Genomic DNA, 21,018 nt, shown 5'->3' with positions numbered 1-21,018 from the left:
CCACTTCTGGCCTGCTGCGCCTCCCCGTTCAGCAGTGCCTCAGTGGCGCGAACGGCGCTTGCGGGGCCGCGGCGCGTCGGCGCTTGCGGCGTTTTCTTTGGATTTTCCCAGGCGCGACTCCGTTCCCTTGATCAGACGCGCGATGTTGTCCTTGTGCCGCCAGGTCAGCAAGCTCGACATCACCACGATGGACGCGGCGATGGTGCGCTCGGTATCCCAGACGATGCCGCCCACCATCACGTAGTACACCGGTGCAAACAAGGCGCTGGCCAGCGAGGCGAGCGATGAATAGCGGAAGAAAAACGCCACGATGAGCCAGGTGGCGGCAGTGGCCAGCCCCAGCCAGGGGCTGAAGCCCACCAGCACGCCCAGCGCGGTGGCCACGCCCTTGCCGCCCTGAAAACGGAAAAACACCGGCCACAGGTGGCCCGCAAAAGCGGCCAGGCCCACCATCGCCTGCGTGCCGTCCTCCAGCCCATACGGCGCGCCGTACCAGCGCACCAGCACCACCGGCAGCCAGCCCTTGGCGGCGTCGAGCAGCAGCGTGACGATGGCGGCGGCCTTGCTGCCCGAGCGCAGCACGTTGGTGGCTCCAGGGTTCTTGCTGCCAAAGGTACGCGGATCGGCCAGGCCCATGGCGCGGCTGACGACAACGGCAAACGAGAGGGAGCCCAGCAGGTAGGCGGCAAGCACGGCGGCAAAGCTATAGGCAACAGGCACGGAGGCAACTCCAGAAATTCAAATGCAAACGGACAGCAATGGCCCGCACCAGCGAACGGCGGGCCATTGTGCCAGCCACCCGGACCTGGGCGGCGAACACGCGCCTACATCTCCAGCGCGCATTGCACCGGCCGAGCACCCAGCAATTGCACGCAGACCTGCGGATCCATCTGCACCAGAAACCCGCGCCGCCCGCCGTTGATGGCGATACGCGGCAGCGTGAGAATGCTCTCCTCGATGTACACCGGCATCTCGCGGCGCGTGCCAAAGGGCGACGTGCCACCCACCAGGTAGCCGCTGTGGCGGTTGGCGACCTCGGGCTTGCAGGGTTCGACCGATTTGGCACCTATCTGGCGTGCCAGGTTCTTGGTGGACACGGTGCGGTTGCCGTGCATCAGCACCAGTAGGGGTTTGGCGTCCTGGTCCTGCATGACCAGCGTCTTGACCACGGCGTACGGGTCCAGCCCCAGCACCGCCGCGCTGTGCTGGGCGCCACCGTGCTCCAGGTACTCGTAGGGGTGGCCGGTGAACGCCACGCCGTGCGCACGCAACATCTGCGTCGCAGGGGTTTCGCTGACGTGCGCCGCCTTGCTGTCTTTCTTTGCCATGGTTTGAAAATGATAGCTGGTCGCGCTTACAGCATAAGCGCTAGGGCCTCATTTGACCTCAAATTGCGGGGTCGCCCATTTCCCAGCGCAGCACGTCGATCGCGGCGAGCAGCTCCGGGCTGAGCGTGGCGCCAAAAGCGCCAATATCTTCCTCCAGCTGCGCCAGCGAGGTCACGCCAATGATGGTGCTGGCGACCTGCCACTTGGTAGCGCAAAAGGCCAGCGCCATCTGCGTGGGGCTCAATCCATGGTCGCGTGCCAGCGCGTTGTAGCGGCGCGCGGCCGCCAGCGCCTCGGGCCGGCCCCAGCGCTGCTTGCGCACGCTGGCGTAACTGGCAATGCGCGCACCAGCGGGCGCGTTCGGGCCTTCGGTGCCGCTTGCGTCGTACTTGCCGGTGAGCAGACCAAAGCCGAGGGGCGAATAGGCCAGCAAGCCCACCTTCAGCCGGTGGCAGGTTTCGTCGAGGGCGTTCTCGTAGCTGCGGTTGATCAGGCAGTACGGGTTTTGCACGCTCACGACGCGGGGCAGCCCGTGTTGCTCGGCCAGCCGCACAAATTCATGCACGCCATAGGGCGTTTCATTGGACAAACCAATGTGGCGCACCTTGCCAGCGCGCACCAGGCCGGCAAGCGCATCGAGTTGCGCGTGGATGGGCGTTTGCGATGTTTCCTTGGCCGGGTCGTAGTACTGGGTGCCAAAGGCTGGCACATGGCGCTCGGGCCAGTGGATCTGGTAGAGGTCAATGACGTCGGTCTGCAGGCGCCGCAGGCTGGCCTCACAGGACGCGACGATGTCGGCCGGCGTCATGCCCTTCCCTTCGCGCACCCAGGGCATGCCGCGCGACGGCCCGGCCACCTTGGTGGCCAGCACGGTCTTGGCGCGCAGACCGGGCCGCGAAGCAAACCAGTTGCCGAGGATGGTCTCGGTCGCGCCAAAAGTTTCGGCACGCGCCGGCACGGCGTACATCTCGGCCGTGTCAAGGAAGTTGATGCCGCGCTCGACCGCACGGTCCAGGATGGCATGGGCGGTGGGCTCGTCCACCTGTTCACCAAAGGTCATGGTGCCCAGGCAGATGGGGGTGACGTGCAGGTCGCTCTGACCGAGTTGGAGTGTTTTCATGCGGTGCGGGGCTTGTCCAAAGGGAGCGCTGCAGTTTACGGGCGCGGGCGCAATCGTGCAGGCGAGCAAGCGCGCAGGTGTTTGTCGCCGCAAGGACAAGCCGCTTGCGCAAGCCATGAATAATTGGCGGATGTATTCCGAACGCTTTCCCGCCCGCACCGAGTTCGTGCGCGTCCGCTCACTCGACTACCACGTCTGGCGCTGGGGAGCGTCCGAGGCCGATGCTCCACCACTTGTTTTGGTGCATGGCTGGATGGACGTGGGTGCTTCCTACCAGTTCATGGTGGACGCCCTGTCCGAGGCCTTCGTGCAGGGCCGGACCATCCTCGCGCCCGACTGGCGCGGCTTCGGGCTCACCAAACCCCCGGCCCCGACCGACCACTACGCCTTTGCGGACTACCTGGCCGACCTGGACCAATTGCTGGACCACTGCGCGGGCAATCGCCCCGTGGACCTGGTGGGCCACAGCATGGGCGGCAACATCGCCATGATGTACGCGGGGGTACGGCCGGCGCGGGTGCGGCGCCTGGTGAACCTGGAAGGCTTTGGCCTGCCCGCCTCCCAACCGGAGTCTGCGGTGCGCCGCTATGCGGAGTGGATGGACGAAATCCGCCAACTCGAACGCGGCGAGATGGCGCTCAAAAGCTACGACAGCCTGGACGGCGTGGCGCGGCGGCTCATGAAGACCAACCCACGCCTCTCGCAGGACAAGGCGCAATGGCTGGCACAGCATTGGGCCGCGCAGGACGCGTCAGGCCGCTGGGCCATCCTGGGCGACGCGGCGCACAAGGTGAAGAGCGCGCAGATCTACCGCGTGGACGAGGCGCAAGCGCTCTACGCCGCCATCACCGCGCCCACGCTGGCGGTGGAAGCCAGCGGAGACAGCCTGGGCCAGTGGTGGCAGGGCCGCTACACGCTGGCGCAGTACCACGAGCGCCTGAAAGCCGTGGCGGACTGCCGCACCGCCGTCATCCAGGACGCCGGCCATATGCTGCACCACGACCAGCCCGAGGTGCTGGCACAACTGATAGAAACCTTTTTGCGCGACTGACGTCCGATTTATTTGATGAAAATAGCCATCTAACGCTTATCCTGTAAGCGTTAAAAGCTATCAAGAACATAGTATCAGGCTGCGCGAGCAGCTTCGGCCAAGCGCTCGGCACAGCGGCTTGCCTGCGCAGCGTCGCGCGCCTCCACCATCACCCGCAGTACCGGCTCGGTGCCGCTGGCGCGAATCAGCACACGGCCCAGGGCGCCCAGTTCGGCCTGCACGGCTTCGGTTTCCCGCGCCAGATGGGCATTGCCGCGCCAGTCGCTGCCGGGCGCCAGCCGGACATTGAGGAGCACCTGCGGGAACAGCGTCACCTCTTCCATCAACTGCGCCAGCGTGCGGCCACTGCGCACCACGCACTGCAGCACCTGCAAGGCGCTCACCAGGCCATCGCCCGTGGTCTGCTTGTCGAGCGCCAGCAGGTGGCCCGAGCCTTCACCGCCCAGCAACCAGCGGCGCTGCGCCAGCTCTTCCAACACGTAGCGGTCACCCACCTTGGCGCGCACGAGCTTGACACCGCGTTCGGCCAATGCCAGCTCCACCGCCATATTGGTCATCAGGGTGCCGACCACGCCCGGCACGAGTTCGTCGCGGCCCATGCGCTCGCGCGCCATGAGGTAGAGCAGTTCGTCGCCGTTGTAGAGGCGGCCAGCGGCGTCCACGACCTGCAGACGGTCGGCATCGCCGTCGAGTGCGATGCCGTAGTCGGCATGGTTGGCGCGCACCGCGAGCACCAGGGCGTCGGGATGCGTGGCACCGACCTCGTGGTTGATGTTGAGGCCGTCCGGCGCGCAGCCCATGGCGATCACGTCAGCACCCAATTCGTGGAACACCTTGGGTGCTACCTGGTAGGCAGCTCCGTGCGCAGCATCCACGACGATTTTGAGCCCTTTGAGCGTGAGGTCGTGGGCAAAGGTGCTCTTGCAAAACTCGATGTAACGCCCCGAGGCATCGTCCAGCCGACGCGCTTTGCCCAAGGAGGCCGAATCCGCCCACACAGGCAGTTCCTGCAGCGCCTCCTCAACGGCCCGCTCCCAGCTGTCCGGCAGCTTGCTGCCTTGGGCACTGAAGAACTTGATGCCGTTGTCTGCAAACGGGTTGTGGCTGGCGCTGATGACCACACCCAGGCTGGCCCGCTGGGCACGCGTCAAGTAGGCAACGGCGGGCGTGGGCAGCGGCCCGAGCAAGACCACATCGACACCAGCAGAATTAAAGCCTGATTCCAGTGCGCTTTCGAGCATGTAGCCCGAAATGCGCGTGTCTTTGCCAATCAGCACCGTAGGGCGCTCTTCGCTGCGCTTGAGCACGCGGCCCACGGCATGGCCGAGGCGCAGCATGAAGTCGGGTGTGATGGGCGGTTGCCCTACCGTGCCGCGGATGCCATCGGTGCCGAAATACTGTCGGTCCATTTTTCCTCCCAAAATTTTCTTGTGCAGGCCGTGCGAGCAAGCCACTTAGAGCCTGTTCAAAGTGGCCTGCCCGCTGGCCGAGCGCCATACGGCGAGCGCCTGGACGGTCTCACGTACATCGTGCACACGCACGACACGAGCGCCACGCTCGACCGCCAGCAGTGCCGCGGCAATGCTGGGAATCAGGCGCTCGCCCACTTCCTGCCCCGTCACCGCACCCAGCGATGACTTGCGCGACCAGGCAGCGAGCAGCGGGTAGCCAGCGGCCAGCAGCTCGTGCTGACGCGCCAGCAGGGAAAAATTCTGCGCCACGGTCTTGCCAAAGCCAATTCCAGGATCGAGCAAAATTCGGCTCTTTTCAACGCCTAGCGCTTGCAGAATGGACGCTTGCCGCTTCAAAAAAAGGAGCACTTGTGCAGGCACATCGCCCTCCATGGGCGCTGCCTGCATGGTCTGCGGTTCGCGGTGCATGTGCATCAGGCAGACGCCACAACGCGGGTGCCCGGCCACCACTTGCGCCGCATCGCCGCAGCGCAGGGCCCAGACATCGTTGATGACGTCGGCGCCCAGGTCAAGGACCGCTCGCATCACCTCAGGCTTGTAGGTATCCACCGAGACCGGCACACCCAGCGCCACAGCACCGCGCACCACTGGCAGCACACGGGCAAGCTCCTCTTCCAGAGGGACGGGAGGACTGCCGGGGCGCGTGGATTCGCCTCCGATGTCAAGCAGATCAGCACCGTCCTTCAGCAGCACCTCGCAGTGGCGCAGGGCGGCTGCAGCGTTGGCGTGTTTGCCCCCATCGGAGAAAGAATCTGGCGTGGCATTGACGATGCCCATGACCTGCGGGCGGCCGAGGTCTATGGCGAAGCGGCTGGTTTGCCAGAGCATGGGGGTGATGGGTGCAGAAGAATGAACAAACGGGGCTTGCGCCCCGTTTGTTCGTTGCAGGAATGCCTGCATCAGGCCGCTGTCGGCGCCGGATCGGGTGCCACGGCGGGTGTGCCGCCGGTCGGGCCATCACCGCCCGACGAGGGCGTGCGCGGCGTCCAGTCCTTGGGCGGGCGCGGCGGCTTGCCGGCCATAATGTCGTCGAGTTGGTCGGTGTCGATGGTCTCCCATTCGAGCAGCGCCTTGGCCATGGCGTGCATCTTGTCGCGGTTGTCCTCGATCAGCTTGCGTGCCTGGGCGTACTGCTCATCGATGATCTTGCGCACTTCCTGATCGACCTTTTGCATGGTCGACTCGCTCATGGTGGTGGTTTTGGTGACCGAACGCCCCAGGAACACTTCACCTTCGTTCTCGGCATAGACCATGGGACCAAGCGCATCGGTCATGCCGTAGCGCGTGACCATGTCGCGGGCAATCGAGGTCGCCCGCTCGAAGTCGTTGCTGGCGCCCGTGGTCATCTGGCCCATGAACACTTCCTCGGCAATGCGGCCGCCAAAGAGCATGCTGATCTGGTTCAGCATGTATTCCTTGTCGTAGCTGTAGCGGTCTTGCGCCGGCAGGCTCATGGTGACACCCAGCGCACGGCCGCGCGGGATGATGGTGACCTTGTGCACTGGATCGCACTTGGGCAGGAGCTTGCCGATCAGCGCGTGACCCGACTCATGGTAGGCCGTGTTGCGGCGCTCTTCCTCGGGCATGACCATGCTCTTGCGCTCAGGGCCCATCAGGATCTTGTCCTTGGCGCGCTCGAAATCCTGCATCTCGACCGTACGCGCATTGCGGCGCGCGGCCATCAAAGCAGCTTCGTTGCACAGGTTGGCCAGATCGGCGCCGCTCATACCCGGTGTGCCGCGCGCGATGACGCTGGGGTTCACGTCCTGGCTGACCGGGATTTTGCGCATGTGCACGTTGAGAATCTGCTCGCGGCCGCGGATGTCCGGCAGCGTCACATACACCTGCCGGTCGAAGCGGCCGGGGCGCAGCAATGCAGCGTCAAGAATGTCGGGCCGGTTGGTGGCAGCCACCACGATCACACCCAGGTTGGTCTCGAAGCCGTCCATCTCGACCAGCATCTGGTTCAAGGTCTGCTCGCGCTCGTCGTTGCCGCCGCCCAGGCCTGCGCCACGCTGGCGGCCCACGGCGTCGATTTCGTCGATGAAGATGATGCAGGGAGCGTTCTTCTTGGCGTTCTCGAACATGTCGCGCACCCGGGCTGCGCCCACGCCGACGAACATTTCGACGAAATCAGAGCCGGAAATCGAGAAGAACGGCACCTTGGCCTCGCCCGCAATCGACTTGGCCAGCAGCGTCTTGCCGGTGCCCGGAGGGCCGACCAGCAACAGGCCGCGCGGAATGCGGCCGCCGAGCTTCTGAAAGCGTTGCGGGTCTTTCAGGAAATCGACAACTTCCTTGACTTCTTCCTTGGCCTCGTCGCAACCGGCCACATCGGCAAACGTCACCGTGTTGTTGTTCTCGTCCATCATGCGCGCCTTGCTTTTGCCAAAGCTGAAAGCGCCGCCCTTGCCGCCGCCCTGCATCTGGCGCATGAAGTACACCCAGACACCAATCAGGAGCAGCATCGGGCCCCAGCTGACCAGCAGGGTCATGAGCAGCGAGCCTTCCTCGCGCGGCTTGACATCGAACTTGACGTTGTTGTTGATGAGGTCGCCCACCAGGCCGCGATCAAGGTACGTCGCGGTGGTGCGGATGCGCCGGTCGTCGTTGGTGACAGCGACGATCTCGGTTCCGCCCTGGCCTTCCTGAATGGTGGCGCTCTTGATGCGGTTGTTGCGCACCTCGCTCAGAAACTCGGAGTAGCCCACATGGCCAGCCGACGCACTGACGCGGGTGTCAAATTGTTTGAACACCGTAAAAAGCACCATGGCGATGACAAGCCATACGGCGACTTTCGAAAACCACTGATTGTTCAAGCGGGGCTCCAGAGGGATTGGCAGGGTTGGTTTGACCCAGATAGCGCCAATTTTAGGCCTTTCAAGGTCTGCCGCTCTTGCGCCGTCAGGAAACCGGCCATTGCGCCGGTGCGGTCTCTCAATCTTTGCGGCCTATCCCGACCAGAAAGGTTTCAGAAGACTTGTCGCGCGAGGCCTTGGGTTTCACGGTTTTCACCACACGAAACTGCGCGTGAAAGCCTTGCACCAGCGCGTCGTAGCCCTGGCCGTGAAACAGCTTGGCCACGAGCGCTCCTTGCGGCTGCAGATGGGCACGGGCAAAGTCAAGTGCCAACTCGACCAAGAGCGAAATACGCGCGCCATCGGTTGCTGCAATGCCCGAGAGATTGGGCGCCATGTCCGAGACCACCAGGTCCACCTTGCGCCCCTCAAGCGCGGCTTCCAGTTGTGCCAGCACCGCGTCTTCGCGGAAATCCCCCTGCAGAAAGCGCACGCCTTCGATAGGTTCCATGGGCAGTATGTCGAGCGCCAGAATGGTTCCCGCCAGTTGGCCACCACCGCTGCTTCCCAGGCGCCGGCGCACATACTGGCTCCAGGCCCCAGGCGCACTGCCCAGATCGACCACCACCGCGCCTGGGCGCAGCAGGCCAAACTGCTCGTCAATCTCCTTGAGTTTGTAGGCAGCGCGCGCGCGGTAGCCCTCATGCTGAGCGAGTTTCACGTAGGTGTCGTTGACGTGGTCGTTCAGCCAAGCCTTGTTGACCTTCTTGCTTTGGGTTTTGACTTTCATGGAAGTCCATTGTCGCTCGACAATCGGTCGTGCCGATTGCACCAGGCGCATATGTCGCGCAAGCGCAGTGAACGCGCCCAGCACCAGGCCGCAGACATAATACGGCCCATGCCCCAAATAGAACTCCACTCGGCCGAGCGCCGCGAATTGCGCGCCCAGGCGCACCACCTGAACCCTGTGGTCATGGTAGGCGGCGATGGCCTGACGCCCGCAGTGCGCAAGGAAATCGAAGCCGCGCTCGACGCGCATGGCCTGATCAAGATCCGCGTCTTCAGTGACGACCGCGCGGCGCGCGAACTGATGTACCAGGAACTCGCTGCAGAACTGAATGCCGCACCCATCCAGCACATTGGCAAGCTCCTGGTGCTGTGGCGCCCCCAGCCCGAGAAGCTCAAAACTCCCGACGAGGACCGCATGCCCGGCCCGCGCGATGTCAAGGTGCTCAAGTACAGCAAGCGCGGCGGCCAACGCCCAGAGATCAAGCAGTTGCGCGTGCTGGGCAACCAGCGGCTGACGCCAGGCGGCCAGGTCAAGCGCGCCAAGAAACCCAGGCCCATCTCGATCAAGAAACGCCAGGCCCCTTGACGGCGATGCGTGAGGCCAGCCAGGCGCACCCGCGCCACGTCATTTGCATGAAATGGGGCACGAAATACGGCCCCGAGTACGTCAACCGGCTCTACGCCATGGTACGCCGGCACCTGAGGGGAGACTTCAACTTTGTCTGCCTGACGGACGATGCTGCAGGCATCCGCAGCGAAGTGCAGTGCCTGCCAATCCCACCGCTGGACCTGCCCGCTGGTATTCCCGAGCGTGGCTGGAACAAGCTCGCCACCTTCGCCGCCGATCTCCATGGTTTGCAGGGCACGGCGCTGTTCCTGGACGTGGACGTGGTGGTCACCGGCAGCCTGGACGATTTTTTCACCCAGCCGGGTGAATTTCTCATCATCCACGACCACAAGCGGCCCTGGCGCATCACCGGCAACTCGTCGGTGTACCGGTTCGAGCTGGGTGCCCATCCCGATGTGCTCGCTTACTTCCGCACGCATTTCGACGAAATTCGGCGGCGCTTTCGCAACGAGCAGGCGTATCTGTCGGATTTCCTGCACCGCCAGGGCAAGCTCGCCTACTGGCCCGACACCTGGTGCCCGAGCTTCAAATACCACTGCATTCCGCGCTGGCCGACCAATTACTGGCGCCTCCCCTTCGTGCCAGAGGGCGCACGCGTCGTGATCTTCCATGGCGAATGCAACCCGCCCGACGCATTGGCGGGGCGGCGCAACCGACGTTTTCGTTTTATTCGCCCTGCTGCGTGGGTAGCCGAGCACTGGCACGAGTAGCATCGGCGCGGCGGCAGTCGACTCGTGTCTCTACCAGCGAACGCCGCGCAAGCGGCTCAGGGGAATGGTCGCTTATCTGCCGTACACCACAGCACGGCCAGCGCACACAACCACTGCAGGCCAAACATTGCGGAGCCCACGCCGTGCCACAGGCGCAGGTTTTGCCGCGCCTCGATGCGCGGCGCCACACCAAACTGCACCAGCACAGCGAGCAGCATGCCCGCCAGTATGAAAACCATAGCTGCGCGCGCCCATGGGTATTGCGCTACCTCCCCTCTTGGCCTTGAGATCAGGAGCAGAAGCAGGCCACAGCCAACGGACACCCAGGTCTGCGCAGCAAACAAGCGCGCCGCCATATTGCCCGCCATGGCTGGGGTCGCCAGGTGGACGAACAGCATGGGAACGACCAGCGCGCCAAGCGTGGTCAGGCTCCCCCACCACAAGGCGGCGAGGAGGACAGGAAAGCGCTGGCGCAGGGGACTCATGTGCGCACCCTATCGCTTGCGCCGTGCGCAGCCCGCGGCACTGGCGCAACCCACGCCAGCGGCCGCCGTGCAAAGGCTACTTTGCCGCACTGGCGGTGCCTACTAGGGGGTTGTCGCCTCATCAGGCGTAGCTGACTGCCACGATTTCGTAGTGGCGCACGCCACCTGGTGCCTGCACTTCGGCGGTATCGCCTTCGACCTTGCCAATCAAGGCACGTGCAATCGGGCTGCCAATGTTGATCAGCCCTTGCTTGAGGTCGGCCTCGTCTTCTCCCACGATCTGGTAGGTAACGGCTTCGCCCGTGTCTTCTTCCTCCAGCTTGACCGTGGCGCCAAACACCACCCGCCCTTCAGCATCAAGGGTGCTCGGATCGATGATCTGAGCCGCCGAGAGCTTGCCTTCAATTTCCTGGATGCGCCCTTCAATGAAGCCCTGGCGGTCCTTGGCGGCGTCGTATTCGGCGTTTTCGCTCAAATCGCCCTGGGCGCGAGCCTCGGCAATGGCGGCGATAACAGCGGGACGATCCACCGTTTTGAGTCTATGCAGTTCGGCCTTGAGTTTCTCGGCGCCGCGTTTGGTAATGGGAAGAGTGGCCATGGCCCGACGTCTCCGTTGGTGGTGGTGTGCCGCAGAAAAGCGCGGCTTGTCTACGCATGCACAGCCAGAAGGTGGTGTGGCATGCCCCAAAAGCAAACCGCCGCACGTTGCCGCGCGGCGGTGTTGATCTGGCGCTGATTATGCCGTGTTTGCGTTCTCGAAAGAAGCCCCCCGGGGGGCCTCAGGCCAGGAGCTGCGCGTGCATCTCCTGCACGGAGATCACGTCGAGCTGGTCCATGTGGCGCATGCCCTCAACAGCGGCTTCGGCGCCAAAAATGGTGGTGAAAGTGGTGACCCGGGCCAGCAAAGAACTGGTGCGAATGGCGCGCGAGTCGGCAATGGCATTGCGGCGCTCTTCCACGGTGTTGATGACCATGACGATTTCGTTGTTCTTGATCATGTCCACGATGTGCGGACGCCCTTCCGTCACCTTGTTGACCACCTGCACCGGCACCCCGGCAGCGGCAATCGCAGCGGCCGTGCCTTTGGTGGCGACCAGCTCAAAGCCCAGCTCGACCAACTGGCGCGCAATGTCCACCGCGCGCGGCTTGTCGCTGTTCTTTACCGTAAGAAACACCTTGCCGGACGTCGGCAGGTTGGTGCCGGCTCCGAGCTGGCTCTTCACGAAAGCCTCGCCAAACGTCTTGCCAACACCCATGACCTCGCCGGTGGATTTCATTTCGGGGCCAAGGATCGTGTCCACACCCGGGAATTTGACGAAGGGGAAAACCGCCTCCTTCACGCTGAAATAGGGCGGCGTCACTTCTTTGGCAATACCCTGGCTTACCAGTGTCTGCCCCGCCATGCAGCGCGCCGCCACCTTGGCCAGCTGAATGCCCGTGGCCTTGCTGACGAAAGGCACGGTGCGGGAGGCCCGCGGGTTCACTTCAAGCACGTAGATGATGTCCTGGCCATCGACTTGCTGGATGGCGAACTGCACGTTCATCAGGCCCACCACGCTGAGCCCCTCCGCCATGGCGGCCGTCTGGCGCTTGATTTCGTCGATGGTGGGCTGCGACAGGTAGTAAGGAGGTAGCGAACAGGCCGAATCGCCACTGTGCACCCCTGCCTGCTCAATGTGCTCCATCACGCCGCCGATGAAGGTGACACCGGCGCAGTCGCGCACACAGTCCACATCGCATTCGATGGCGTTGGAGAGAAAGCGGTCCAGCAGCACAGGCGAATCGTGGCTGACCTTCACGGCCTCGCGCATGTAGCGCTCCAGGTCGCGCTGCTCGTGCACGATTTCCATGGCGCGGCCACCCAGCACATAGCTCGGGCGCACCACCAGTGGGTAGCCCAGGGCCTCGGCCTTCTCCAGTGCCTCGGGCTCCGTGCGCGCCGTAGCATTGGGCGGCTGGCGCAAGCCCAGCGCACCCAGCAGCTTCTGGAAGCGTTCGCGGTCTTCGGCGGCGTCGATCATGTCGGGGCTGGTGCCGATGATGGGCACACCCTCAGCGGCGAGTGCCAGCGCCAGTTTGAGCGGCGTCTGGCCACCGTACTGCACGATCACGCCTGCGGGCTTTTCTTTGTCCACGATTTCCAGCACATCTTCCAGCGTGACCGGCTCGAAATACAGACGGTCGGAGGTGTCGTAGTCGGTGGACACGGTTTCAGGGTTGCAGTTGACCATGATGGTTTCATAGCCGTCCTCGCGCATGGCGAGGGCAGCGTGCACGCAGCAATAATCGAACTCAATGCCCTGGCCAATGCGGTTCGGCCCGCCGCCCAGCACCATGATCTTTTTCTTGTCGGTAGGCTCGGCCTCGCACTCTTCCTCGTAGGTCGAATACAGGTAGGCGGTGTTGGTGGCGAACTCGGCCGCGCAGGTGTCAACCCGCTTGTAGACCGGGCGCACATTCAGTGTTCGGCGCTGGTCGCGTACGGCCTTTTCGGTAGTCTTGAGCAGCTTGGCCAAGCGCCGGTCGGAAAAACCTTTTTGCTTCAAAGTGCGCAGCTCACCGGCATCCAGCGCAGCCAAGGCGCCCTCACCTTGCTCGGCGGTCAGTTGGTCGATATCCAGCTCGATCTTCACGATCTGCTCGATCTGCACCAGGAACCAGCGGTCGATCTTGGTGAGCTCGAACACTTCGTCCACGGAGAGTCCCATGGCGAAGGCATCCCCCACGTACCAGATGCGCTCGGGGCCGGGCTCGCCCAGCTCTTTTTCGAGCACTTCACGATCCTGGGTTTTCTCGTTCATGCCGTCCACGCCCACTTCCAGGCCGCGCAGTGCTTTCTGGAAGGATTCCTGGAAGGTGCGGCCCATGGCCATGACCTCACCCACGCTCTTCATCTGCGTAGTCAGGCGGCTATCGGCAGCCGGGAACTTTTCGAAAGCAAAGCGCGGGATCTTGGTGACCACGTAGTCGATCGAGGGTTCGAACGACGCCGGTGTGGCGCCACCCGTGATCTCATTGCGCAATTCATCGAGCGTATAGCCCACCGCCAGCTTGGCCGCCACCTTGGCAATCGGGAAACCCGTGGCCTTAGAGGCCAGCGCCGACGACCGCGAGACGCGCGGGTTCATCTCAATGACGATCATGCGGCCGTCCTTCGGGTTCACCGAGAACTGCACGTTGGAGCCGCCCGTGTCCACGCCGATCTCGCGCAGCACGGCCAGGCTGGCGTTGCGCATGATCTGGTATTCCTTGTCGGTCAGCGTCTGCGCGGGGGCCACGGTGATGGAATCACCGGTGTGCACGCCCATGGGGTCCAAGTTTTCAATCGAGCAGATGATGATGCAGTTGTCCGCCTTATCGCGCACCACTTCCATCTCGTACTCTTTCCAGCCCAGGAGCGACTCTTCAATCAGCAGCTCGCTGGTGGGCGAAGCTTCAAGGCCACGCTTGCAAATCGTCTCGAATTCTTCGGGGTTGTAGGCAATGCCGCCGCCCGTGCCGCCCAGCGTGAAACTGGGGCGGATGACGGTCGGAAAGCCCAGCGTTTTCTGCACGGCCCAGGCCTCGTCCATGCTGTGGGCGATGCCCGATCGCGCCGAACCCAGGCCGATGCGGGTCATCGCATCCTTGAACTTGAGGCGGTCTTCGGCCTTGTCGATGGCTTCGGGCGTGGCGCCAATCAGTTCGACCTTGTACTTGTTCAAGACGCCGTGGTGCCACAGGTCCAGCGCGCAATTGAGCGCCGTCTGGCCACCCATGGTGGGCAGGATGGCGTCGGGACGCTCCTTGGCAATGATCTTCTCGACCGTCTGCCAGGTGATGGGCTCGATATAGGTGACATCAGCCGTGGCCGGGTCGGTCATGATCGTCGCGGGGTTGCTGTTGATCAGGATGACTTTGTAGCCTTCTTCGCGCAGCGCCTTGCAGGCCTGCACGCCGGAGTAGTCGAATTCGCAGGCTTGGCCAATCACAATGGGGCCGGCGCCGATGATGAGGATGCTTTTGATGTCTGTGCGTTTTGGCATGGGGTGCAATCAGTCGTTGGATGCGCCTGGGGCATCGGGCCCGGCCGCGGCGCGGCGCTGCTGGAGCTTTTCCAGGAGCTGCGTGGCGCGCTCGGCGGGCAGGTTTTTCTGCATCAGCTGCAGCAGGCCGTCGCCCTGAACGAGTGGGCTCAGCACTTCGGTCTCGGCTTCATAGAAGGTGGCGTCCCACTCCTGCAGCGCCTCGGCGAAGGTGGCGTCGTCCCAGGTCTTGCCTTTGGCCACCAGCGTGACCAGCGGCATGGCCTTGTGTTCAATGAACGCCTTCTTGTAGGGTTTTTGCTGCCAGCGCTCGGCAAACCATTCACGGTGCGGCGGTGGCAGGCTGAGCACGCGTTTGTGGATGGCCTTTTCAAGCGCCGCCGCAGGAAAACTGAACAGCTTCATGCCGCCACGGCTCCAGTTGTCGAACCGGCAGCAACTCGGGCATCGTGCATGGCATCGACAAAGCGGTCGAACAGGCCGGCGATGTCGTGCGGCCCAGGCGAGGCTTCAGGGTGGCCCTGAAAGCTGAAGGCCGGCTTGTTCCGGTAGGCCAGGCCCTGCAAGGTACCGTCGAACAGGCTCACGTGCGTGGCGCGCAGGTGCGCCGGCAGGCTCTCTGTTTTCACGGCAAAACCATGGTTCTGGCTGGTGATGCTCACGCGCCCGGTATCCAGGTCTTTCACGGGATGGTTGCCGCCGTGGTGGCCATGCGCCATCTTGAACGAGCTGGCACCCGCCGCCAACGCCATGATCTGGTGCCCCAGGCAGATGCCGAAAACTGGCATGCCGGAGTCAATGATCTCGCGGGTGGCGGCAATGGCGTAGTCGCAGGGCTGCGGGTCGCCCGGGCCATTGGAGAGGAACACGCCGTCGGGTGCCAGCGCGAAGGCCTCGGCAGCCGTGGTCTGCGCCGGTACGACGGTGACGCGGCAGCCGCGCGCGGCAAGCATGCGCAGGATGTTGTACTTGACCCCAAAATCGTAGGCCACCACGTGGAATTGCGGTGCCTGCTGCTCGCCATAGCCGGCGCCCAGTTGCCATTCGGTCTGGCTCCACTCGTAGCGGGTTGGCGTGGAAACCACCTTGGCCAGATCCAGACCGGTCATGGAAGCCGCAGCACGGGCTTGCGCCACCGCCTCGTCCCGCAGCGCCTGGGTGACTTCCTGGCCGGGCGCCAACGCCAGAATGGCACCGTTTTGCGCGCCCGTACTGCGCAGCCGCCGGGTGAGCGCACGCGTGTCGATGTTGGCAATACCCACCGTGTTCGCGCGCTTGAGGTAGCACGAGAGGCTTTCGGTACTGCGAAAGTTGCTGACGACAGCGGACAGGTCTTTGATGATCAGGCCAGCGGCATGAATCCTCGCGGCTTCGACATCCTCAGCATTGGCGCCGTAGTTGCCCACATGCGAGACCGTGAGGGTCACGATCTGCTGGCAGTAACTCGGGTCGGTGAGGATTTCCTGGTAGCCGGTCATGGAGGTGTTGAACACCACCTCGCCGACGGTGGAGCCGGGGGCTCCAATCGAATTGCCGATAAAGACCGTGCCGTCTGCAAGCGCCAGGATGGCGGGCGGGAAACTTCCCTTGAGAGACAAAAGCACTGGGTTCTCCGGATGGTTACGGTCGCCCGGCGCCTGCGCACAATCCCGCATGGCATGCGTGGATGGCGGCTCTCGGATAGTTTATTGCTTTGGGTGCGGTCGGGCGACGCTGTTGCGAGAAAAGCCCCCGATTGTAGCCGCAGGCGCCTGCTCATGCAGGCGACGGACCGCGCGAGACCCCGATCCCGATCCGCCTTGGGTGCTTCCAGGCTCAGCGCATGCAGCCGCTGGCGTGCAGACAGATGGCGGCAGCGGCTGCCACGTTGAGGGATTCTTCACCGCCTGGTTGTGCAATCCGAATGCGCTGCGTAGCGTGCGCCTCAATACCGGGTGCAACCCCTTGCCCTTCGTGCCCAAACACCCAGGCGCAAGGCCAGGGAAGCGCTGCCCGGTGCAAAAAATCGCCCTCATGCACATGCGTCACCAAAAGCGGCACCTGCAACGCAGCCAGATCCTCGCTCTCCAGACCTTCGACCAGAGTGAGCCCAAAATGCGCCCCCATACCAGCACGCAGCACCTTGGCTGACCACAGGGCCGCACTGCCCTTCAAGGCCAGCACCTGGCGAAAACCGAACGCCGCGCTGCTGCGCAGGATAGAGCCGACGTTGCCGGCGTCCTGCACGCGGTCGAGCACCACCGTGGGCGCCTGCGGATCGGGCTGCGCGGCGACCGGAAGATCCAGCACGTAGCCCATGCCGGCTGGCGACTCCAACGCACTGATGCTAGCAAACAAAGCATCTGGAAGTACTATGACTTTAATAGCTGAAGGCGCTTTATCCATATGCGCCAGAGGCCAAAAAGACTCGGAAAAAACCGCGATGGCAGGTGCGCGGCCCTGCTGGCGCGCCGCCTCGCACAAGTGTTCGCCCTCGATCCACACGCGCCCCTGCTTGCGGTACTGCGTACTGTCTTGCGCCAGGCGCCGCAGGTCCTTGACGAGCGGGTTATCGCGTGAGCTGATGTGCACCACCTGCGGCGCTGTCATGGCGCTGGCTCCCCAGGGGCGCGCCAATGCAAGGCCACGGGTGCAAACGAGCGTCGGTGCAGCGGGCAAGCGCCGTGGGCTCGCAAGGCGTCCATGTGCGCCGCCGTGCCATAGCCCTTGTGGCCAGCAAAGCCGTATTGCGGGTACTGCGCATCCACCTGGACGCACCAGCGGTCGCGGTACACCTTGGCCAGGATGGACGCGGCAGAGATGGATGGAACCAGCGCATCGCCCCCCACTATCGCCTCGGCCGCGCAATCGAGCACCGGCAAGCGGTTGCCATCCACCAGCACCAGGCCCGGGCGCAGGCGCAGGCCGGCCACGGCGCGCTGCATGGCCAGCAGGGTCGCTTGCAGGATGTTGAGCCGGTCGATCTCCTCGACGCTGGCCTCGGCAATGGCAAAACACAGGGCGCGGGCGCGAATCTGCTCGAACAGGGCTTCACGCCGCGCCGGCGAGAGTTTTTTGGAATCGTTCAGCCCGGCGATGGGCTGGCGCTCGTCCAGGATCACCGCCGCTGCCACGACGGGGCCCGCCAGAGGCCCGCGCCCAGCCTCATCCACGCCGGCCGTCAGAACCGGACCATGCCAGGGAAGGTGGCCTTGTTCAGGCTTCAATGATTTGGCGGATCGCATCCGAGGCCAGTTCAGAGGTATTGCGCGCGAGTATGTCGTGCAATGCGGCAAAGCGCTTTTGCAGCGCCGTGACACGGTCAGATCGGGACTGGCAAGCAGCCAACCACTCCAGCACCGCAGCAGCCAACGCCTCGGGCGTCGCCGCGTCCTGGATCAGCTCGGGCACGACAAAATCCTGGCACAGGATGTTGGGCAGGCCCACCCAGGGCTGGAGCTGGCGGCGGCGCATCAGGCGCCAGCTCACCGGGTGCATGCGGTAGCCGATGACCATGGGGCGCTTGAAGAGCGCGGCCTCCAGCGTGGCGGTGCCGCTGGCAATCAGCGTGACATCGCAAGCCGCCAATACCGTATGCGACTGTCCCGTGACGATCTGCAGCGCGTCCTGCATGCCGCAGTCGCGCGCGCAGGCGGTGATGCGTTCCTGCAGCGCCGGCACCGCGGGAACTATCATTTTGATAGCTGGAAGCGCTTTTCGGATAAGCGCTGCGGCCTTGAAAAAGGCTGGAGTGATGTACTGCACCTCGGCACTGCGGCTGCCGGGCAGAATGGCCAGCACCGGCCCCTCCTGCGGCAAGCCGAGCCGTGCGCGCGCCGCAGCGCGGTCGGGCTCGCGTGGAATCACGGCAGCGAGTGGGTGGCCCACGTAGGTCGCCGCAATGCCGTGCTTCGCGAGCAATGCCGGTTCAAATGGGAAAATGCACAGCACGTGGTCGGCAGCGCGGCGGATTTTCTCCACCCGATCGGCACGCCAGGCCCAGATGGACGGACAGACAAAATGCACCGTGCGCGTGCCGGCGGCGCGCAGATCAGTCTCCAGCGCCAGATTGAAATCGGGGGCATCCACGCCGATGAAGACCGAGGGCGGCGCAGCCAGCAGCCGCGCGCGCAACTGGTGCCGGATGCGCACCAGTTCCACCAAACGCCGCAGCAGCTCGACGCTGTAGCCATGCACGGCAAGCCGGTCGCTCGGCCACCACGCATCAAAGCCTTGCGACGCCATTTGCGGCCCGCCGATGCCAAAGGCCTGCAAATCCGGCCACAAACCCCGCATACCGCCCAGCAGCAGGCTGGCCAGAAGGTCACCAGAGGCTTCGCCCGCCACCATGGCGATGCGCGGTTGCGACGGCATCATTCAGCGCACGATGCCGCGCGACGACGCATCCAGCAGGTCGAGCATCATCGCCACGTCCTGCTGCGCGTCCTCGGCCGGCAGTTCTGCAATCGCCGCGCGCGCTGCGGCCAGCGTCAGGCCCTGGCGGTAGAGCAGACGGTGCATCTGCTTGATGACCCGCACGCGCGCTGTCGAAAAGCCGCGGCGGCGCAGGCCGACGATGTTGAGGCCGCGCACGGCCAGCGGATTGCCGTCGACCAGCATGAAGGGGGGCACATCTTGCGACACGGCGCTGGCAAAGCCAACCATTGCGTGGGCGCCGATCGAGACAAACTGATGAATGCCGGTGAGTCCGCCGATCGTGACCCAGTCGGCAAGGTGAACATGACCGGCCAGCGTGGTGTTATTGGCCAGCGTGGTGTGGTTGTCAACGCGGCAGTCGTGCGCGATGTGCGTATACGCCATGATCCAGTTGTCGCTGCCCACGCGCGTGATGCCACCTGCCCCCGGCACACCGATGTTGAAGGTGCAGAACTCGCGGATCACATTGCGGTCGCCGATGACAAGTTCGGTCGGCTCGCCAGCGTATTTCTTGTCCTGCGGCACCGCGCCCAGGGAAGCAAACTGGAAGATGCGGTTGTCGGCGCCAATCGTGGTGCGCCCTTCGATCACGCAGTGTGCCCCCACCGTGCTGCCAGCACCGATGGACACATGCGGGCCAATCACGGCGTAAGGGCCCACCTCGACAGAGGAATCAATCTGCGCCGCCGCATCAATGACGGCGGTGGCGTGTATGCGCGCCGCGACCACTTCTCGCCTCTCTTTAGCCGACGGCGCGCATGGTGCACATGAGTTGCGCCTCGCAGGCAACCTCGTCGCCGACGCTGGCGATGCCCTTGAACTTCCAGATACCGCCACGCACGCGATCGATGGTGATGTCCAGCATCAGCTGGTCGCCCGGCTCCACGGGCCGCTTGAAACGGGCGCCGTCGATACCGACGAAGTAGTAAATATTGTTTTCATCAGGCACCTGGCCCATGGCGTCGAATGCCAGAAGCCCGGCCGCCTGGGCGAGCGCCTCAAGAATCAAGACACCCGGCATCACGGGATGCCCGGGAAAATGCCCCATGAAATAGGGCTCGTTGAAGGTGACGTTCTTGACGGCCTTGATGCGCGTGTTGCGCTCGAGTTCGAGCACCCGGTCCACCAGCAGAAAAGGGTAGCGGTGGGGGAGTTGCTTGAGAATTGCGTGGATGTCCATCATGGGCGTTCGGGTGTGTTGTCTTGCAGGCGGCTTTCCAGCGCCTTGATGCGCTCGCGCAAGCGGTGTAACTGCTTGAGCGTAGCGGCGTTTTTTTCCCAGCGCGCATTGTCATCGATAGGGAACATGCCAGTGTAGTGGCCGGGCCGATGGATCGAATGCGTCACGACCGTAGCGGCCGAGACGTGGACATCGTCGGCCACACTCAGGTGGCCCAGCACGATGGCCCCGCCCCCAAAAGTGCAGCGCGCGCCAATCTTCGCACTGCCGGCAACGCCCACGCAGCCCGCCATGGCGCTGTGGCGTCCGACATGCACGTTGTGGCCGATCTGCACCAGGTTGTCGAGCTTGACGCCGTCTTCAATCACCGTGTCGTCCAGGGCGCCGCGATCAATGCAGGTGTTGGCGCCGATCTCTACATCGTCGCCAATGCGCACCGCGCCGAGCTGCTCGATCTTGGTCCAGGCGCCTCGCTCCTGCGCAAAGCCAAAGCCGTCGGCGCCAATCACCACGCCCGAGTGGACGATGCAGCGAGCGCCGATGTGGCAATCCTCGCCCAGCGTGACTCGGCTGCGCAGCACAGTGTCCGCGCCGACCTCGGCACCTCGTTCGATGACGCACAGGGGTCCAATGGCGGCCGAGGGATGCACCACGGCGTCCGGGCTGACCACGGCGCTTGGGTGAATTCCGCCCACCCGCGCAGGGCCGATATGTCGCTTCCATAGCTGGGTCGCACGTGCAAAGCAGGCATACGGGTCGTCCGCGACGATACAGGCACCGCGCGCTTTCGCCAGCTCGGCCATGGCGGGTGCCACGATGACGCACGCGGCTTTGGAGGCGGCAAGCTGTTGCTGGTAACGCGGATTGCTCAGAAAGCTCAGCGCGTCTGGCCCCGCTGTCTCAAGCGGAGCCAGCCGATCAATACCTAACTGCGCGTCGCCATAAAGATGCGCACCCAAGGCCTCGGCGATTTCCCCCAGGCGAAGACTCACGCCAACACCGCAACTCGCAGGCCG

21 protein-coding genes are annotated in these 21,018 nt (G+C 64.1%); 3 read left to right on the top strand and 18 right to left on the bottom strand.

The window, feature by feature from the left end; all coding sequences use genetic code 11:
• Positions 1-39: 39 nt before the first annotated feature.
• The 3 genes from plsY to D3F03_RS16240 form a co-directional block, all read right to left on the bottom strand.
• Positions 40-720 carry a glycerol-3-phosphate 1-O-acyltransferase PlsY gene (gene plsY / locus D3F03_RS16250; RefSeq protein ID WP_119110486.1) on the bottom strand — a complete coding sequence of 227 codons (681 nt, stop codon included), beginning with the start codon at positions 718-720 and terminating at the stop codon, positions 40-42.
• 104 nt (positions 721-824) lie between these two features.
• Positions 825-1,328, bottom strand: coding sequence for an aminoacyl-tRNA deacylase (locus D3F03_RS16245; protein WP_119110485.1), 504 nt, complete (start codon positions 1,326-1,328; stop codon positions 825-827).
• Between the two features lie 58 nt (positions 1,329-1,386).
• Positions 1,387-2,448 carry an aldo/keto reductase gene (locus D3F03_RS16240; protein WP_119110484.1) on the bottom strand — a complete coding sequence of 354 codons (1,062 nt, stop codon included), beginning with the start codon at positions 2,446-2,448 and terminating at the stop codon, positions 1,387-1,389.
• Positions 2,449-2,578: 130 nt separating this feature from the next.
• Here D3F03_RS16240 and D3F03_RS16235 point away from each other — a divergent pair, with 130 nt between their 5' ends.
• Entirely contained in the window at positions 2,579-3,499 is a 921-nt protein-coding gene (locus D3F03_RS16235) for an alpha/beta fold hydrolase (RefSeq protein WP_119110483.1), read from the top strand.
• Between the two features lie 74 nt (positions 3,500-3,573).
• On the opposite strand, the gene glmM is transcribed toward D3F03_RS16235, so the two are convergent.
• The 4 genes from glmM to D3F03_RS16215 form a co-directional block, all read right to left on the bottom strand.
• Positions 3,574-4,908, bottom strand: coding sequence for a phosphoglucosamine mutase (gene glmM / locus D3F03_RS16230; protein WP_119110482.1), 1,335 nt, complete (start codon positions 4,906-4,908; stop codon positions 3,574-3,576).
• Positions 4,909-4,953: 45 nt separating this feature from the next.
• Positions 4,954-5,799, bottom strand: coding sequence for a dihydropteroate synthase (gene folP, locus D3F03_RS16225; RefSeq protein WP_119110481.1), 846 nt, complete (start codon positions 5,797-5,799; stop codon positions 4,954-4,956).
• Positions 5,800-5,870: 71 nt separating this feature from the next.
• Positions 5,871-7,790: an ATP-dependent zinc metalloprotease FtsH gene (gene ftsH / locus D3F03_RS16220; protein ID WP_119110480.1), complete on the bottom strand. Its 1,920-nt coding sequence runs from the start codon at positions 7,788-7,790 to the stop codon at positions 5,871-5,873.
• A 118-nt stretch (positions 7,791-7,908) separates the two neighbouring features.
• A complete protein-coding gene (locus D3F03_RS16215; protein WP_119110479.1) occupies positions 7,909-8,559 on the bottom strand; it encodes an RlmE family RNA methyltransferase in 651 nt (216 codons plus the stop codon).
• Between the two features lie 108 nt (positions 8,560-8,667).
• Between D3F03_RS16215 and D3F03_RS16210 the strand changes: the two genes are divergently transcribed.
• Positions 8,668-9,144 carry a YhbY family RNA-binding protein gene (locus D3F03_RS16210; protein ID WP_119110499.1) on the top strand — a complete coding sequence of 159 codons (477 nt, stop codon included), beginning with the start codon at positions 8,668-8,670 and terminating at the stop codon, positions 9,142-9,144.
• A 5-nt stretch (positions 9,145-9,149) separates the two neighbouring features.
• On the top strand, positions 9,150-9,896 hold the full coding sequence (locus D3F03_RS16205) for a glycosyltransferase (protein WP_119110478.1): 747 nt from the start codon (positions 9,150-9,152) through the stop codon (positions 9,894-9,896).
• A gap of 56 nt (positions 9,897-9,952) precedes the next feature.
• Here the strand turns inward: D3F03_RS16205 and D3F03_RS16200 are convergent, their stop codons facing one another.
• From D3F03_RS16200 to lpxD, 11 genes are all read right to left on the bottom strand, one after another.
• Complete coding sequence (locus D3F03_RS16200; protein ID WP_119110477.1) at positions 9,953-10,381, bottom strand: DUF4149 domain-containing protein; 429 nt, start codon at positions 10,379-10,381, stop codon at positions 9,953-9,955.
• Positions 10,382-10,502: 121 nt separating this feature from the next.
• Entirely contained in the window at positions 10,503-10,979 is a 477-nt protein-coding gene (gene greA / locus D3F03_RS16195; RefSeq protein ID WP_119110476.1) for a transcription elongation factor GreA, read from the bottom strand.
• Positions 10,980-11,160: 181 nt separating this feature from the next.
• On the bottom strand, positions 11,161-14,406 hold the full coding sequence (gene carB / locus D3F03_RS16190) for a carbamoyl-phosphate synthase large subunit (RefSeq protein ID WP_119110475.1): 3,246 nt from the start codon (positions 14,404-14,406) through the stop codon (positions 11,161-11,163).
• A gap of 9 nt (positions 14,407-14,415) precedes the next feature.
• A complete protein-coding gene (locus tag D3F03_RS16185) occupies positions 14,416-14,811 on the bottom strand; it encodes a hypothetical protein (RefSeq protein WP_119110474.1) in 396 nt (131 codons plus the stop codon).
• A complete protein-coding gene (carA, locus tag D3F03_RS16180) occupies positions 14,808-16,010 on the bottom strand; it encodes a glutamine-hydrolyzing carbamoyl-phosphate synthase small subunit (protein WP_199665491.1) in 1,203 nt (400 codons plus the stop codon). The genes D3F03_RS16185 and carA overlap by 4 nt, the downstream gene beginning before the upstream one ends.
• A gap of 211 nt (positions 16,011-16,221) precedes the next feature.
• Complete coding sequence (locus D3F03_RS16175) at positions 16,222-16,995, bottom strand: TrmH family RNA methyltransferase (protein WP_119110497.1); 774 nt, start codon at positions 16,993-16,995, stop codon at positions 16,222-16,224.
• Complete coding sequence (rnhB, locus tag D3F03_RS16170; RefSeq protein ID WP_119110473.1) at positions 16,992-17,630, bottom strand: ribonuclease HII; 639 nt, start codon at positions 17,628-17,630, stop codon at positions 16,992-16,994. Before rnhB ends, D3F03_RS16175 begins: the two co-directional genes overlap by 4 nt.
• On the bottom strand, positions 17,602-18,759 hold the full coding sequence (lpxB, locus tag D3F03_RS16165) for a lipid-A-disaccharide synthase (RefSeq protein ID WP_119110496.1): 1,158 nt from the start codon (positions 18,757-18,759) through the stop codon (positions 17,602-17,604). The genes rnhB and lpxB overlap by 29 nt, the downstream gene beginning before the upstream one ends.
• Positions 18,760-18,762: 3 nt before the next feature.
• Complete coding sequence (gene lpxA, locus D3F03_RS16160; RefSeq protein ID WP_119110472.1) at positions 18,763-19,551, bottom strand: acyl-ACP--UDP-N-acetylglucosamine O-acyltransferase; 789 nt, start codon at positions 19,549-19,551, stop codon at positions 18,763-18,765.
• A 13-nt stretch (positions 19,552-19,564) separates the two neighbouring features.
• Positions 19,565-20,005 carry a 3-hydroxyacyl-ACP dehydratase FabZ gene (fabZ, locus tag D3F03_RS16155; protein WP_119110471.1) on the bottom strand — a complete coding sequence of 147 codons (441 nt, stop codon included), beginning with the start codon at positions 20,003-20,005 and terminating at the stop codon, positions 19,565-19,567.
• Positions 20,002-20,994, bottom strand: coding sequence for a UDP-3-O-(3-hydroxymyristoyl)glucosamine N-acyltransferase (lpxD, locus tag D3F03_RS16150; RefSeq protein ID WP_119110470.1), 993 nt, complete (start codon positions 20,992-20,994; stop codon positions 20,002-20,004). Before lpxD ends, fabZ begins: the two co-directional genes overlap by 4 nt.
• Positions 20,995-21,018 lie beyond the last annotated feature (24 nt).

The organism is Simplicispira hankyongi, assembly GCF_003570885.1.
GTDB classification, from domain to species: domain Bacteria; phylum Pseudomonadota; class Gammaproteobacteria; order Burkholderiales; family Burkholderiaceae_C; genus Simplicispira; species Simplicispira hankyongi.
This window is presented reverse-complemented; position numbering and strand designations above follow the sequence as displayed.